The sequence below is a fragment of the Herbaspirillum rubrisubalbicans genome (assembly GCF_003719195.1).
Lineage (GTDB): Bacteria > Pseudomonadota > Gammaproteobacteria > Burkholderiales > Burkholderiaceae_D > Herbaspirillum > Herbaspirillum rubrisubalbicans.
This window is the reverse complement of sequence record NZ_CP024996.1, coordinates 2,776,719-2,791,748: the sequence shown is the minus strand read 5'-3', so window position 1 is coordinate 2,791,748 and position 15,030 is coordinate 2,776,719. Positions and strand designations below refer to the sequence as shown.

Genomic DNA, 15,030 nt, shown 5'->3' with positions numbered 1-15,030 from the left:
TCACAGGAAGGTCGTCATTTCGTTGATGTGGTTGACCACACCACCGATATAGGTCGCGAGCACGCCAGGTTCGGACCGTGTACGGGTACCACCGCCGCTGACCTCAGTCTTGTCGATGGCCCCGTACTCGCGGATGATGACCTTCGATGCCGATGTCTCGTTTTCGATCGAGCTGGCGCTGGAGTCGCTCTCGCTCTTTGAAGCGAACTCCTTCACGACGTTATCGGCCGCGCCGTTCTGAATGATGGATCGGGCCACCAGTGCGTTGGTGATGTCGGTCACCATTCCGCCATAGGTGGTCATCGAGGTCACCAGCCCGAGTTTGGTATCGGCATTGCTGTAGATGCCTAGGTGGGTGCTGGCACTGGTGACGGCACCGGCATAGGTGCTGGTGTCGAACACGGCGGCCAAGTAGCTGTTGGTGTTGGTGACCACACCGCCAACGGTGTTGGTGGTGGTCACCGCGCCGCCCTGGGTCGTGGTATTGATGATGTCGCCGGTCTGGATGGTGCTGGTGTTGATCTTGCCTTGCTGCTTCGTGAAAGTGCGGGTATCGCCCACCGTCACGCTGACGTCAGTGTTGTCGCCCAGCATGGTGTTGAGACTGATGTTGTCACCATGGAAGGTATTGACGTTGGTCGACTGGCCACCGATGCTGTTGACGTTGAGGCTGGATCCCAGGTTGTTGCTGACGGCGCTGCTGCCGTTGTTGATGGTGTTCCAGGCCACGCTGGTACCTATCGTGCTCTGGTTGAACGTCGTGCCGACGTTGTCGACGGAGGACGTCACGTTGGCCCAGGACTGGGTATAGCTGGAACCATAGGACTCCGACACGTTAAGCAGCAGATTGTTGGCCACCATGGGCACGACGGTGGTCACACTGAGGTCGGGCGTGCTGACATCCGCCGTGGACAGCGCCGAATTCATGGCATCGTCCAGCGCAGGTGGCGTCAGCGATGCGGTCGTCGGAATCGGGCTCAGTCCGACGACCCCAGGTACCGGCGGCGTCGGGGTGAGCTGGACCGCTGCGTCCGGACCGCCACCAGTGGTCGCGCCAATGTCGTCGAGCTGGGTTTCCTGCTGGCTGGCGTTGAGCGTGGTCGCGCCGGCCAGGCCTTCCGCCACGGAATAGTTGTAGCTGGCGCCCTGCGCATAGCTTGCATTGCCGAAGAAGCCGGTACCGTACTGCCTAGAGACGATACCCACCGCGGTGTTGTAGACGGACGTGGCATTGCCGTCGCTGCCGGCTGCCGTGATGACCGAGTTCTTGCCGAAGGAATAGCTCTGGTTGTCGCCGAAGCTGGTGGAATAGTTGTTGCCGACGCGCGAGCTGGCTTCCCAGCCCGAGGGTGTAGCGCATTTGCTGCCGCTGGCCGAGATGATGTTCTGGATCTCGGGCAGTTCCGATTCGTTCTGGGCACGGCTGACCACCACAATGGCACCGGCTTCTGGCAGTGTCTGCATACTGGCCGACAACTTCACGAAGAACGGCGTGCCGGATGGATCGGCGGCGAACACGACGTTCACACCGGACGGCTGGTAGAGCATGGCACCCGCATTGGCGGTGAAGCTGGCGGTCTCCGGATGGAAATAGTCGGGCGTGAACGATTGCCAGTTGGCCGGTGTGTCCACCACCACGGCCAGCAAGGTCTCCTGTTGCGCCTGTTCGATGGAGAAACCGCCGATCAGGCCGTTGACAATGGTGGACGAAAAGTTGTTCTGGTATTTGCCGTCGGCGCGAGCCTGGTGCTTGATCTGCGTCAGCACGAAGCTGTTGCCGGCGAAGGACGGGCGAAACAGCGTCGGGTTGGCCGGTGCCAGTGGCCCGGCATTCTGGCTGGCGATGTCTGCCAGGCGAAACTGATGACCGACCCGGAATTGCGGGCAGAACGCATTACCCGAGAATTCGACCGAGGCCGCCACCAGGGCAGCATTGGCGGCATTGGTATAACTGCTGACTTCGTCGGCTACATCGCCGAAATCATAGTTCTTGTACAGGGACAGCGGCAGCGCCACCGTCTGTGCCGGCGCGGTGTCGGCACTGGCCAGATAGAACGGGGGCACGGTCGGCGAGTCGTCCTCGAAATTGGCGTATTGCCGGGTGAAGCTGCTGCTGATGCTGCTGCTGCTCAGCGCCCGCTGGTAGCGGTAGCCGGTGATGACATCTTCTTGGTCCAGATCATCTTCCGACATGTCCGTTAAGGTATAGCGAAACGCCGTGATCGGCGTGTTGACGGCGGGATAATACAGATTGCTGATATCGGCGAAGACCACGGTATGGTCGGTGGCCGTATGCTGGAAATAGAAGCAGAGATTGGCCTTCTTCACCAGGCGTTCGATGAAATCGTAGTGGCTTTCGCCGCCCTGCAGCCAGTCCTGTACACGCGAGGTAGCCACGCTGCTGCCATCGGTGCGCACCGTGGACTGCATCCGGATCGGCACGGGAAAGCCGTCGCTGGCCTGCATCACTCGGGCGATGGTGTCGATGACGCTGCTGTTGGTGTAGATGGTGTAGGCATTGATGTGTTGGAGCTGCGCCAGGGCCGGCCCCATCGTGACGTAGTAGACGCCCTGGTCGCCCATCGAGATGGCGGTGATGATGCCGTTGAAATAGGCCAGCACCTGATCGGTTGCGACGTCCAGCGCCGCGCTGCCGGCCGGCGGTGGTGCGCCGCGCACGGCGGCCGCGAAGTATTGCGATATCTCGCTGGCATCCAGATTGCAGCTGCAATTGACGCCGACCGTCACCGACAGGCCGATCAAGTCGTCGATGCTCAGCTGCACGTCGGCTGGCAACGGCGGCACGGTGCTGCCCAGATAGGGTGGCGTCAGGCTGGTATCGGTATTGGCATGCAGTTCCAGTTGGAACTCGAACAGTGCGGACGCACTTTCCTGGCCGTCGAAACTGACCAGGCGGAAGGTCTCATCGCCGAGGATCCCCCCCGGTGCCCCGGCAGAAGCCGGAAGGAAGATCGCCACATGCAGGAATGGCGCGGGTGCACCGCCGACGACCGTTGCCTCAGGCGTGATGCTGACCTGCTGCAGGCTGATGGGAAGCGTGGCGTTCATGGCGCCTCCGTGGTAGCGAACGCGGGAATCAGGTAACGCGCCATCGCCGGTGGCGACGACTGTGCCGCTTGCGGCGCGCCGCCCCCGCGCCCCAGCCATGCGCTGTAACCCAGACGCAGGCGGCCCTGCTCACGCGCTTGCAGCCGCGCCGCCGGTATCGATGCACTCTGTACGTGCAGTTCGACCTCGCAGTCGTGCAGGCCGTTGAGTAACAGGCGCAGCAGGCCCACTAAGCCGAAATGGCACGCACGTTCGGACGGATTCGCAGCCTGCGCGTGCCCCGGTGGCAATAACTGGCAGAAGCGCGTGTATTCCAGTCCCTCGATCACCAGGCGCACGCGCGCGGCCTGGTCCCAGGCGCGCCGCCCGAGCAGCGTGCTGCGACCCAGCACATTGCCGCGCCGCCCCAATGCCATCCGTTCCTGCGGTGCGATGTCGTGCCAGGCACCGATCAGCGGCTCGACCCGCACCTTGCTGCCGATGTAGACGCTCAGAGTCTGCGACAGCGCTGCCTGACTCCGGCGACAATTGGCCAGCAAGCCGGCTAGACCCAGCCAACTACGCTGCGGCAGGGGGATCTGCACGGCCAAGTGCGGCAGGCCCATGCCCATGATGGCGGCCAGTTGCGCGGCATGTTCCGTCTGTACCGGCGGCTGGTTGTTCAGGCCCAACGTGTGGCGAGTTTTCAACTGGAAGCGCAGCTCGTTGAGGCGCTGGTTGAAGATGTCCAGGAAATCTGCCATCGCAGGCGAACCCGCACGCTTCAGATCCCGAACCCATTCGGTGAAGGGTTCGGGCAGCGGGCCCATCAGACTGGCGATGCAATAGTTGGGCGTGTCGATGTCGATGACGTCAGCGCCGTCAGCGGCCGGCGCGGGGGCATGGCGCAGGGCACTGAATTCGTGCCCGCCGAAACCGGCCGACAGGTCGGCACGGAACCGCAGGCGCACTGGCGCAGCCTGCGGCGAACCCGATGGTGGCCATTGCAGCAGCCGCAACAGCTGGAAGCTGTCGAAGCGGCTGAATTGTGCCAGCAGCAATTCCTTCAGAGTACTACCTGTGCGCCAGCCAAGGGTTGCCATTGTTTTTGCACGCCGGTGAGGTTGTTCATTTCCAGGCTGACTTCAACCAGTTGGTTGACGGTCGCGTAGGAGCGGAAAAAATGGCGCAGCACGGCGCAGAACAGCACGGCGCTGGCATCTTCGAAGCAATGCTGGTCGATCTGCAGGCGCACGTCGTGCCCTCGCACGAAGCCGCGCCAGCCATCGATGTGCCGGTGGCGCATGATGGAATGGCAGTGCAGCCCCTGCAACCCTTCGATCTGGCGCAGGCCATGGCCTGCATTGGGGCCGAGGTGCAGGCGCAGGATGTCCTTGAGTGCGCCGAGTGCCAGCGGGCTGTCGGCTAGCGACAGGTGATTCAGGCTTAGTTGCGATACCAGTGCCCACGGCCGGGTACCGATGATCGGCGGATTCTGGTGCGGCGACGGCTTGCTCAGGACGGTAATGGCGCTGACTGCCCCTGGCCCCTCCAGGTACAACGGTGCGCCGCAATCGAGCTGTTCCGGCAGGCGACGGTTGGTACACAAGGCGCGGCCGCCGATGACCTCATCGACCAGCTGTGTCGTGTTGAATTGCTGGTCGAGGAAGGAAATGAATATTTCGCTGCCCGCGATATCGACACCCTGGCTGGCCTCGCGCCGCGTGGTGTAGAAATAGTCTTGCTGTTCCAGCCGATCCGACTGGTCAATGGCGAAGTAGGGCGCGATGGTGCGCGTCCCGCTTCTGGGGCTGCTGGACTCCAGCGTCTCGATCGCATAGATCTCGCAATAGCGGTGGTTTTCCAGATCGCCCAGCAGATGATACTCATACTTGCTGTGATCGAGCTTGAGTGGATCCAGTCGTTGCGGATACAGATTGACCAGCGGCACGCAGTTCAGCCGTAGCGTCTGAGCCGGATAGCTGCTGTATTCCTGGAGCTCGCTATCGAGCAGGAACAGCAGATCGAACTGGTCGCAGACGCCGCCGAAATCGATCTGACTGACTTCGAAGAACATGAACTTCTCCGGGAAGGAGAAATACTCCTGCAGCAACCGGTAACCGGGATGCGTCTGCGGATTGCAGGGCAGCATGGCTTCGTCGTCGGCTTCGCCCAGCCAGCGGAATTGCTCGACCGGCAGGCGGCGCGTCTGGCTTGTCTGCGGCACGGTAATGGCCATGCTGTCCAGATGCAGCGCCAGCAGATCGTACAGGTCGTAGGCGCCGGGTTCGGTCGGATTGAGGAAGAAGCGCAGGCGGCCACGGCCCTTCAGATTGGCAACGCCCTTGCTGCGCAGCGAGACGCGCAGGACCGCGCTGTTCTTGGTGTCACCGTTGCCATCCTCGCACAGCCAGGGATAGGCTTTCAGCGACTGCGTCTGGATCGCCGTCACCTCGAACGGCATCAATGGCGTCTCGTAGGCAGTGCGAAAACGGCAGTCGATGCGCCGACCAGCGGCACTGAATGCTGGGGTGCTGATGTTGCGGCCACGCTCCAGCACCTGTTCGTGCGACAGGTCGTTGCCCTTGGGCTTGACGCTGATTTGCGCCACCAGCATCGATGGTACCGGGGCGGCTAGATGTGGATAGAGGGAATTCAGCAGGGCGTTGGCCGATGCTGCCTGGTCGATTTCCATCTGGTATTGCAGGCGTCCGGTCAGGAAGGCGAACGACTGCATCAGCATCTCTACCTGCGGATCGCGTGCCTGGCGCGGGTTCAGGCCCAGCGCGTGTGCCAGTTCGGGATGTTGCTGCGCAAATGCCATGCCTTCCTGGCGCAACGAGGTCAGCTCGGCATGGTAGAAGTCCTTCAGCTTGGTATTGGCACTGTGCATCGCAGGATCGGGCAAGACAATACTGGGTTGATCAAATGAGACACCGCGTGATGCCATCGCGCTTTCATGGCAGCGGCAGCTCGAAGCAAAACTGCTCCGGGTCTGCCCCGGGGGCCAGAGATCCCGTCACCAACAGCTGGTAGGGCGTCAGCGCCAGGCCAGTCGCGACAATGGTGGTGCGGGGTTGCAGCAGACGCGGCTCGTGCCGCAGGATCAGCAGTGTCAGCTGCGTGGCGTAGCGTTGCAGCGCCAGTTGTTCCTGCACGCCTTGCTCGACCACGTGCGGCAGGCCGGTCTCGAGCAGGCTCGTCCCGTTCCTGCTGGCCAGCGTATGGGTACTGACGATGCGCTGAATCTGCGCCCCCACCAGCGGGCGAAGATCGACCATTCCGCATTGTCCGGCCCCCGCCGGCGGCGGATTGGCCAGTCGTTCCAGCAGGTAGTGCATGACTGACCTCCATCCTCAAACTGCATTGCGTCGCAGCGGCTGCATTGGAGACCTACGCTGTCGGTGCCGCCGACAAGGCTTGGTTCTGACGCACGCTCCAGCCCTTCATCAGCATCCCGCCGACCGACGTATCGTTGGCCTGCGGATAGTAGGTCCACATGATGTCGGTGAAATTGATCTTGAACTGCTCGGTCGGCATGTCGTTGGGATGCGTCTGTGTCTGGATCTCGCTGACCATGGCGTTGTACAGGTCGATCTTCATCAGGCAGGCCAGTTGGTCGCCGGAGTTGCGCAGCAGGAAGATCGACGTGCACTTGGCGCTGGTACCCAGCGGATAGGCGCGCAGGCAGCGGTCGTACAGCAGGGTGGAGGCATTGTCGATGTACTTGACGCAGGTGATATCGGTGATGACCGGACGACCCGAGGTACGGGCGTTGTTGCTGACGTCGGTGGTCATCTGCTGTTTCATGCCGAAATGTACGGAGGTCATTTCGAAGCAGGGGGCGGTCGGCAGGCCGGCAGTGCCGCTCGGCCACGAGGCAATCTGGCTGCTCTGGGCGGTCGTCCAGTTGGAGGCGCCGGCCAGCACGGTGCTGTCGCCAGGCTGCAATAAAATCAGATCCATGTCTGTTCCTGTATCGGTGAAAATCGGATAGTGCGGGTAACGTGATTGGCGATAGGCGGTTGCCTGACTTAGCTAGGCAGGTCCGCGACCAGCCGGATTGAGGTCGTCAGCTCTTCCAACTGGAAGTGCGGCTTCAGGAAGACCGTGGCGCGATAGGCGCCCGGTTGTCCCGGGACATCGGTTACCACCACCGACGCTTCGCGCAACGGAAAGGCGGCCTTGGCATTCTGGGCGGCGTTATCGTCGAGCAGAACGTAATTGGTAATCCAGTTATTGAGGAAGGACTCGACGTTCTCGCGCGTCATGAAGCTGCCGATCTTGCTGCGCATGATGACCTTGATGTAATGCGCGAAGCGGGATGCGGCCAGAATATAAGGCAGCATCGATGAGATCTTGGCATTGGCATTGGCGCTGTCCGAGAAATACTTCTTGGGAAGATTGGTGGTCTGGCCGCCGAAGAAGGCAGCGTGGCCGGAGCCCTTGCAGTGGATCAGGGAAATGAAGCCTAGGTCGTTCAATTCCTTTTCACGGCGATCGGTGATCGACACTTCGATCGGGCAGAACAGTTCGCTGCTGCCGGAATCCGAGGTGTAGGTATAGAGCGGCAGATTTTCCACCAGACCGCCGCCTTCCACGCCGCGAATGGCGGCAGTCCAGTTGTACAGGGCAAAGGCATTGGTGATACGTTCGGCCAGTACGAAGGCGGCGTTGCCCCACAGGAAGCTCTGGTTGTCCGGCTTAGGATAGCCGGTGATCTCGCCTTTGGCGTTCAGATAAGGACGCAGGTTGGCACCGCTGACGTCCTCTTCGAAATTGATACCTTCGCAGGGCGTGGTATTGCGCTTCTCGGCCTTACCATACGGCAGACGCAGCAACACGCGTGGCAGCACCAGCGTGACGTAACGCGAATCTTCCATCTCGCGGAACTCGCGCCATGCCGTCAGTTCGGCATTCTCGAAGATCTTGGCCAAGTCGCGCGGCTTGTCCAGCTTGTCGAAACCGGACAGGCCGAACATGGCGGTCGAGGCGGCGGCGATGAAAGGGGCATGTGCGGAGGCCGCGACTTCCGACATCTTCTTCAGGAATTCGATGTCGGCGGCGTCGGCGCCCAGCTCGTAGTCGCCGATCAACAGGCTGTAGGGGAAGCCGCCGTAGGTGCCGTATTCGGCTTCGTAGATCAGCTTGAACAGAGCGCTCTGGTCGAATTCGACGGCCTTGCTCATGTCCTTGATCAGCTCGTCCTGGGTGGCGTTGAACACCCGCAGCTTGAGCTTGGTGCTGGTCTCGGTGTTAAACACCAGGTGCGCCAGGCCACGCCAAGTGGCTTCCATGCGCTTGAAGCCAGCGCAGTGCAGCACGGCGGTCAGCGCGATGCTGAGCAACTGGTCGATGCGCGCAACCAGTTCATCGATCACTGCTGCCGAACCGCGCTTCTGTGCCGCCATCAGCCCTTGCAATTGCTGCTCCTCCTTCATCAGGTCGGCGACCTGGCTAGCGTAGTGGTGCAGCCACAGCAACACTCTGGCCGCGTCCGTCTGCAGCAGCGGCGCTACCGCGGCTACCATCGCCAGTTGTTCTGCACTGGGACCGGTGGCGGCGAGCGCTTGCAGGTAATCTGCAAAATGCAGGAAGGCGTCACGCGCGTCATCGTCCGGCATGCTCAGGCCGAGCAGCATCAGCGGCTTGCGCCAGAGCGGGTCGCCTGCCGGCAGGTTCATGCCGCTGGCCAGAGTGGCCGACTTGATGTCAATCACTGACTGGTCAAGTGTCTTGTCTGCCGTCACCGGATCGAAACCGAGCTGGGCGAGCAGTTTATCGCGCTTGGTGAAGGGAGCCTTTACCTCCTCGGTGGCATCGGCTGCCGGCGCGCCAGGCAGTTGCAACTGTTCGACCAGCAGCTTGGCCTTGACCCGATTGTCGGTCGTATCCTTTGCCGCAAGCGCTTGGGACAGTGCGACCGCCTTGGGGTCGGCAGCGGCAACCAGCTTGGCCAGCTTGTCCTTGTCCTTCTCGGCCGCATCGGCCACCGCCATCAGGGACCAGGTCGGATAGACCTTGGCCTTGTCGGCATCCGCACCTTGATTGACCGTGTCGAACAGACCGAACAGCGCGTGACGCAGTGCCGGGCGCTCGGTTTCAGCGACGGCATCGAACTTGCCCATCAGCTTGAACGTGGATGCCTGCGTGGTCGGGTCTTCGTTCTGCAGCAGGGCATCCAGATGGTGAGCGGTTTCGTCATCGGCTTCGTATTTCGCCTGCAAGCTGCGGATCAGGCCGCGTGACTGGTACAGGTCATTCAGCGAGGGCAGCTTGCGGATGATCTGCATCGGCTCGAAATCATCGAGGCTCTCGAAGACGATCTGCTTGTCGCCCGGCGTCCCCAGCAGCGATGCGGCCGCAGGCACGTCCTTGGGCACCTTGGTCAGATCCACGCGCGGTCCGATCGACTTCATGATTGCGTTGAAATTGTCACGATCGATGTCGGTCATCTGGCGTTCTTTCAGTGGCCGGGAGGCCAGAGTGTCCGCGGGATCGCGGTCACCTGAGAGATCGGCAAAGATCCCCACGATGAACGGCAACTCCTGTTTTTCCATGGCGCCACCAGTTTCCACGTCGTAGGTGATCTTCACCCTTGGTGGCCTTACCCGCAGTAGTTTTTGCTGAATGCTTTCTGTCATTTCGTAGCCTCGCCTCGAAGTCGCCGATTGAATTAAATAACACCCTGGATGTGCCGTGTGCTCGTTCTGCTTCCCGCATCGTCTGCCCCAACAACGCCTGATGCCGGATTCGTACAGCGGACAGTATTGCAATTGGCGTGCCAACACGATGTTCATGACCAAGTTATTGATATTCAACGATTTATTATTTTTATCTTTGCCCGGGATGGGTGTATTTCCCCCCTGGAAACCGGCCTCCGCGGAACCATCGGTCAGGCCGATGGCGGGTTCGGGAGGGGGTAGGAATTCACCCTGTGGAGCGAGAAAAATACCCACTGTGGAGGAAGTAAAAAAGTAACGAAGTGGCAGTGATCCTTGTGCTAATCTGCGGCTGTCTCCGGTACGCCATGTGGCCGGAGTTTTACTTCGGTGCTCACCTGGATGCGCCTTTTCTAAAGTCAGCCTGTCCGCATGGATAACGAATTACACCAATTTGCCAAAAGCGAGATCACGCGATATCTACAGGCGCGTCCGCACAGCATGGACACGGCTGAAGGCATCCATCAATGGTGGATCATGTGGCCGGGCCAGCCTGAATCGCTGGAGATCACCGTGGTCGCGCTGGCTCAGTTGGAGACGGAAGGCCTGTTGCAGAGCCTGAAGATGGGCGCGCGCGTGATCTGGCGTTTGCGGCGCGCTGAGTGAGTACACTTGTTCGGCTTGGTCGATGCCAAACGGGAGCGATCCATCAGCAAGATGAAAGACATCGCCGATGACAAAAAGACTTCGTGGATATGAGCATGGCGTTCATAACGAATCTTCAGGCGCCGAAACGAATGCAGCCTGGCAATCGAACGTTCGACTGACCAACGGGTTTTACCAAGCCCGCTGCCATGGACGCGCCGATTTTCGCGAGCATCGATCAAATCGCGGAAGTTAACAGCCCCGAAATTTAATTTTGCAACTGCCTCTAAGTCAAGCTTGCCGGCCGCCCGCTGTTGTAGCCCCGGGCGGGGACAACAAGCTGATGATCGCCGCGCTGGCTGTGGCAACCGCAGCCAATAAGGCAAGCACCTCCCAGCCGGCACTGCCGACGATGACGCCCGCCAGGGCAGCGCCAATGGTGCCAGCAACGTAATAGAAAAACAGGTAAGCCGAATTCAACACCCCTGCGCGCGACGGCTCGATCGCGACTACACCTGCCTGGTTGGCGACCTGTGCGGTGAAACAGCCGGCGTCGAACACCGCCAGCGCGACTGCGATGGCGGCAGGATGCCCAAGTACCAGCGCCAATCCAATCGCGGCAAAAAAGGCAGAAATCAGACCACTGACAACCACCCGCCGATGACCAAAGCGGTCTGCCAGACGCCCGGCCACGCGCGTCATGAGCAGGCCCATCAGTCCGGCAAGGCTATAGAGTCCAATGTGCGCCGCATCCAGGTTAAAGGGAGGCGCCGCCAGGCGCACGACCAGGCCGACCCAGATCAGATTGAAAGCGAAGAACCACAGCATCCCTGCGTAGATGCGCAAGCGCAGTTCCCTCGATGTCTTCATCAGTATCGGCATACTGCGCAAGTTCGAAAAGTATCCGCTTTGCGCATCTGGACCTTGCGTCGGCAATAACGGAAGCACGCAAAGGGCTGACACAGCGGCGAAGGCGGCAAAGGCCAACAGCGCGCCTCGCCAGCCCCACCACTGTGCCAGTACGCCACCGACGAATCGACTCAACAATATTCCTGCCGATATGCCCGCCGAAATCGTCGCCATGCTAAGGGCTCGGTGCTGAGCGTGGGCGTACTTGCCGACCACGGCACTGCTTTGCGCAGCCACCGTCGTTGTCGCGCCGATCAGAACAAAGCAACCAATCAGTACCTCTGGACTTGCGGCCCAAGCGGCAAGCAGCAACGCACATGCAAGCGCGAACAACTGTCCCGGAATCAGCACGCGCGGGCTCAACTTGTCCGTCAGCGGAACCAGCAGCACCAGGCCGAGCAGATAGCCGATGATGGCCGCGGATGCCAAGGCCGTCATCGGTGCCACCGGAACGCCAAAGTCCGCAGCGATGAGCGACAGCGCCGGTTGCATGGCGTAGTTGTTGGCAATGGCGCTGCCGGCGGCCACCGACAGCACCGCCAGTGCGCGGCCCGAGAGCCGGACGTGCTGATCAGTCTGCGACTTCACTTGTCGACTCTGACAGCAATGGCCTCCACCTCTGCCAGGATCGCGTCATCGACGAAGGGCAAGGCATGGACCAGTGAAAAAGCAGGCCGGATACTGCCGTAGACCTCGCCATGCGCCCGCGCCGCGTCTTCCCAGTGCGCGAAGTCGGAGACGACCAGGCGACTCTGCACCACATCAGACAACTGGAAACCATGGTCGGTGAGTACCTTCTCGACCGTGGCGAGCGCATCTCTGGTCTGCGTGTAGACGTCCGGGCCTTTCCCGGCCGTTCCTGAAATATAGATCGTATCGTTCACGATCACCGCCCGTGAGTACCCGACTTTGGGCTCCCAGGGAGAACCTGTGCTGATGAGTTGACGCATTTGTCTGATCCTTCATGTGATTGATCCAATATTAACTACTTGAGTAGTAGTTATGAGGAATCGTATACTACCTGAGTAGTTAGTCAATCCCTTGGATACAAAAATAGAGTCAGGCATGACGACAGAAAACGAATTGATCGCCGCGATGACGCGACTGGGATTCACCCAGTACGAAGCGCAGGCATACACCGCCCTGGTGGGGCAGGCCGCCTTGACCGGCGCTGAAGTCGGTCGTCGAGCCTCGATGCCACCCTCCAAGGTGTATGAAACACTGACCCGTCTGGAAACGCGCGGGGCGGTCCTCGTGAACCGCTCCGAGCCTGTGCGGTATAGCGCTGTGCCGCATACTGCGCTGTTGGCAGAGCTGCGCTCACGTTTCAATGCTGATATTGAATCAGCCGCTGCCGCCCTGGATCGCCTGCCGGTACAACAGGAGCCCGGATTGGTCTGGTCGCTTAGCGGCACCAAGGCAATCGTCCAGGCCTTTGCGCATTCGATATCGAGTGCGCAAAAAAGCCTGTTCGCCGGTATTTGGGATGAAGAACTTGATGAGTTGGGGCCACTGCTTGAAGCGGCCAGTGCCAGAGGGGTGGACACCCATGTGGCCATCTATGGCAAGGGGACGTTGACCGGCCCGCAGACCTACGACATGGCCGAATGCGGCGCCAGCGCGAGACTGCGCCTGGCCGGGCGGCGCCTGGCGGTGCTGGTGGCAGATGATGAGTCTGCCGTGGTGGCCGAGTTCGGCGATAGCAGCCCCGACCAGGCCACCTTGACCACCAATCCAGTCATTGCGCTACTGGCCGTCGAGTACATCAAGGCCGATGTCAGTGGTCGTCTGATGATCGATGCGATGTCTGCTGCCAGCTATAAGAAGTTGCTGGCAACGCCGGCCATGCGCGCCATGCTTGAGCCGGTTGCGCCGGCCAAGCTTTAAAGGCAGTTCCTGGGAACTCAGCTCGGCAAGGTCAGCATGATGAACATGCGCTGGAACGGTAGCAAGGTGCTGCCATCAGCGCGTGGTGGGTAAGCCCGTTGCATACGCCGCGCATAATCAGCCCGGAACGCCTGCAGTTGCTCGCCCTCCATTTTTTCCAAATAGGGGCGCAGGCTGCTGCCGCTGGCCCATTGCAGTACCGGGTCCGCTCCCTGGAGGATATGCAGGTAGGTCGTCTGCCAAATGTCCAGTGTGGCCACCTGTGGCCGCAGCAGGTCGTAATAGCTGCCCATATCCAGTACATTGCGCCGCTCCGACACTTCGCCCAACACACCGGCATACGCGGGTGAGCGTGCCAGCTCCACCTGTGCCAGCCGCAACGGCGCGTCGTGCATCACCGGCATCTGTACTGCCAGGCAACCACCAGGATTGAGGAAGGAGAGTAGCCGCGGAAACAGTTGCGCGTGATCGGGCAGCCACTGCAAGGTCGCATTGGTGTAGATCAGGTCCAGCTTGTGCTCCGGGACCCAGTGATTCAAATCGGCTGCGACGAAGCGGACCTGGGGCACGCTCACGCGCGCCTTGGCCAACATGTCCTCGGAACCATCCACACCGAGCACCTCGGCCTCTGGCCAGCGCTGCTGCAGTATGGCGCTCAGGTTGCCGGCACCGCAACCAAGGTCGAGGATGCGCGCGGCTGTCTGAGTTGGCAGATGCAACATCAAGTCCAGCGCGGGGCGCAGGCGTTCGCCGCCGAAACGCAAATACTGGGCGGCATCCCATTGAACCTGGGGTTGTTGTGTGTCTTGAGAATCTGGCATGGGGGGCTCCTGTGTGGTTTTCGGATTCAAGTCGGTTTCTACGAACACTGGATAGGCTTGCCGCGGCTAGCCCGCAAATGCCCTCCCGGCTGGCTTGGATCTTGAGCGCTTCAGGAGAAGCAGTAAAATGAAATTATTTCGAAGATTAATAAGTTTTCCTCATGAAAATAGACATCCTCGGTGTGCAGGCGTTTGTCGCGATTGCCGATCAAGGCAGCTTTCAGGGGGCTGCCGGTGCATTGCATGTGACACAAACGGCAGTGACGTTGCGTTTGCGCAAGTTGGAGGATTTTCTGGGCGTAACGTTGATAGAGCGCACTACACGTTCCATCGCGCTCACGGCGATCGGACAAGACTTCCTTCCTCAGGCGCGGCGACTCCTTGCCGAACTGGCCGAGGCTCTCGTGGAGATTCGAGAGACGGGTATTGCTCGACGTGGAGACGTCTCGATTGCCTGCGTACCCACCGTAGGTGTGCAGTACCTGCCGCGTATCATGCAAGCGTATTCTGCGCGTTATCCGCACAACCGCATCAAGATCCTTGATCACGCCTCATCGGCTGTAGCGGAGGCTGTGCTACGTCGAGAGGTGGAATTCGGCATCAATATTGCGCGAGAACATCATCCCGAGCTCGTCAGCATGGCGCTGACCGAAGACAGGTATGTACTGATTTGCCATAAAGATCATCCGCTGGCCAGACGGCGCCGCATCGCCTGGATGCAACTGCAGTCCTATCCACTGATCTTTGCGGGCGAGGTGAGCGGCAATCGGGCCTTGCTTGATCCGGCACTGAAAGCCAATGGCTTCGTCTTGCGTTCCTTCTACGAAGTGCAGCGTAGTTCGACAGCTGTGGGATTGGTTGCCCAAGGTGTGGGGGTGGCTGTCGTACCGAAGCTGGCCGTGCAGGAAGGTGCCTATCCCAATGTGCGAATGATAGAACTGGTCGACCCTGTCGTTTCCCGCACTCTTGTTCTGATCACGCGCAAGGCTGCCCATCTGTCGCCGGCAGCTCAGGCGCTCTACGACATGATCCGGGAACAAGAAAGTAATAGCTGAGAA

At 60.5% G+C, this 15,030-nt stretch carries 12 protein-coding genes and 1 pseudogene; 3 read left to right on the top strand and 10 right to left on the bottom strand.

All coding sequences use genetic code 11. The features are described 5' to 3' along the window. The 6 genes from RC54_RS25870 to tssC form a co-directional block, all read right to left on the bottom strand. Positions 1–3,069: a contractile injection system protein, VgrG/Pvc8 family gene (locus tag RC54_RS25870; protein ID WP_058895502.1), complete on the bottom strand. Its 3,069-nt coding sequence runs from the start codon at positions 3,067–3,069 to the stop codon at positions 1–3. Next, the gene (gene tssG, locus RC54_RS12430; protein WP_058895501.1) at positions 3,066–4,151 is read right to left on the bottom strand and encodes a type VI secretion system baseplate subunit TssG; all 1,086 of its coding nucleotides are present in this window, start codon (positions 4,149–4,151) and stop codon (positions 3,066–3,068) included. Before tssG ends, RC54_RS25870 begins: the two co-directional genes overlap by 4 nt. Beyond that, positions 4,115–5,941, bottom strand: coding sequence for a type VI secretion system baseplate subunit TssF (gene tssF / locus RC54_RS12425; RefSeq protein ID WP_058895500.1), 1,827 nt, complete (start codon positions 5,939–5,941; stop codon positions 4,115–4,117). Before tssF ends, tssG begins: the two co-directional genes overlap by 37 nt. Before the next feature lie 64 nt (positions 5,942–6,005). After that, positions 6,006–6,389 (bottom strand): GPW/gp25 family protein, encoded by a 384-nt coding sequence (locus RC54_RS12420; RefSeq protein ID WP_058895499.1) that lies wholly within the window; start codon positions 6,387–6,389, stop codon positions 6,006–6,008. A gap of 52 nt (positions 6,390–6,441) precedes the next feature. Further along, on the bottom strand, positions 6,442–7,014 hold the full coding sequence (locus tag RC54_RS12415) for a type VI secretion system tube protein Hcp (protein ID WP_058895498.1): 573 nt from the start codon (positions 7,012–7,014) through the stop codon (positions 6,442–6,444). A gap of 68 nt (positions 7,015–7,082) precedes the next feature. Beyond that, positions 7,083–9,692, bottom strand: coding sequence for a type VI secretion system contractile sheath large subunit (gene tssC, locus RC54_RS25625; protein WP_061789601.1), 2,610 nt, complete (start codon positions 9,690–9,692; stop codon positions 7,083–7,085). A gap of 519 nt (positions 9,693–10,211) precedes the next feature. On the opposite strand from tssC, the gene RC54_RS25240 reads away from it, so the two are divergent. Continuing rightward, positions 10,212–10,376, top strand: a complete 165-nt coding sequence (locus RC54_RS25240; RefSeq protein ID WP_164471175.1) for a hypothetical protein — start codon at positions 10,212–10,214, stop codon at positions 10,374–10,376. Between the two features lie 62 nt (positions 10,377–10,438). Here the strand turns inward: RC54_RS25240 and RC54_RS12400 are convergent. The 3 genes and pseudogenes from RC54_RS12400 to RC54_RS12390 all read right to left on the bottom strand — a co-directional run. Further along, positions 10,439–10,587: pseudogene (locus RC54_RS12400) on the bottom strand (transposase); the annotation flags it as partial. Between the two features lie 59 nt (positions 10,588–10,646). Next, complete coding sequence (locus tag RC54_RS12395; RefSeq protein ID WP_061789602.1) at positions 10,647–11,852, bottom strand: MFS transporter; 1,206 nt, start codon at positions 11,850–11,852, stop codon at positions 10,647–10,649. Further along, positions 11,849–12,214 (bottom strand): RidA family protein, encoded by a 366-nt coding sequence (locus RC54_RS12390; RefSeq protein WP_061789603.1) that lies wholly within the window; start codon positions 12,212–12,214, stop codon positions 11,849–11,851. The genes RC54_RS12395 and RC54_RS12390 overlap by 4 nt, the downstream gene beginning before the upstream one ends. A gap of 115 nt (positions 12,215–12,329) precedes the next feature. On the opposite strand from RC54_RS12390, the gene RC54_RS12385 reads away from it, so the two are divergent. Further along, a complete protein-coding gene (locus RC54_RS12385; protein ID WP_061789604.1) occupies positions 12,330–13,151 on the top strand; it encodes a TrmB family transcriptional regulator in 822 nt (273 codons plus the stop codon). A gap of 17 nt (positions 13,152–13,168) precedes the next feature. On the opposite strand, the gene RC54_RS12380 is transcribed toward RC54_RS12385, so the two are convergent. Beyond that, positions 13,169–13,972, bottom strand: coding sequence for a methyltransferase domain-containing protein (locus RC54_RS12380; protein WP_058895493.1), 804 nt, complete (start codon positions 13,970–13,972; stop codon positions 13,169–13,171). A gap of 161 nt (positions 13,973–14,133) precedes the next feature. Between RC54_RS12380 and RC54_RS12375 the strand changes: the two genes are divergently transcribed. After that, positions 14,134–15,027: a LysR family transcriptional regulator gene (locus tag RC54_RS12375; protein ID WP_061789605.1), complete on the top strand. Its 894-nt coding sequence runs from the start codon at positions 14,134–14,136 to the stop codon at positions 15,025–15,027. Positions 15,028–15,030: the final 3 nt, after the last annotated feature.

What these genes read in the sequence shown, in the direction of transcription:
- RC54_RS25870 (WP_058895502.1), bottom strand. Translation starts at nt 3,069, where the DNA reads ATGAACGCCACGCTTCCCATCAGCCTGCAGCAGGTCAGCATCACGCCT.
- tssG (WP_058895501.1), bottom strand. Translation starts at nt 4,151, where the DNA reads ATGGCAACCCTTGGCTGGCGCACAGGTAGTACTCTGAAGGAATTGCTG.
- tssF (WP_058895500.1), bottom strand. Translation starts at nt 5,941, where the DNA reads ATGCACAGTGCCAATACCAAGCTGAAGGACTTCTACCATGCCGAGCTG.
- RC54_RS12420 (WP_058895499.1), bottom strand. Translation starts at nt 6,389, where the DNA reads ATGCACTACCTGCTGGAACGACTGGCCAATCCGCCGCCGGCGGGGGCC.
- RC54_RS12415 (WP_058895498.1), bottom strand. Translation starts at nt 7,014, where the DNA reads ATGGATCTGATTTTATTGCAGCCTGGCGACAGCACCGTGCTGGCCGGC.
- tssC (WP_061789601.1), bottom strand. Translation starts at nt 9,692, where the DNA reads ATGACAGAAAGCATTCAGCAAAAACTACTGCGGGTAAGGCCACCAAGG.
- RC54_RS25240 (WP_164471175.1), top strand. Translation starts at nt 10,212, where the DNA reads ATGGACACGGCTGAAGGCATCCATCAATGGTGGATCATGTGGCCGGGC.
- RC54_RS12390 (WP_061789603.1), bottom strand. Translation starts at nt 12,214, where the DNA reads ATGCGTCAACTCATCAGCACAGGTTCTCCCTGGGAGCCCAAAGTCGGG.
- RC54_RS12385 (WP_061789604.1), top strand. Translation starts at nt 12,330, where the DNA reads ATGACGACAGAAAACGAATTGATCGCCGCGATGACGCGACTGGGATTC.
- RC54_RS12380 (WP_058895493.1), bottom strand. Translation starts at nt 13,972, where the DNA reads ATGCCAGATTCTCAAGACACACAACAACCCCAGGTTCAATGGGATGCC.
- RC54_RS12375 (WP_061789605.1), top strand. Translation starts at nt 14,134, where the DNA reads ATGAAAATAGACATCCTCGGTGTGCAGGCGTTTGTCGCGATTGCCGAT.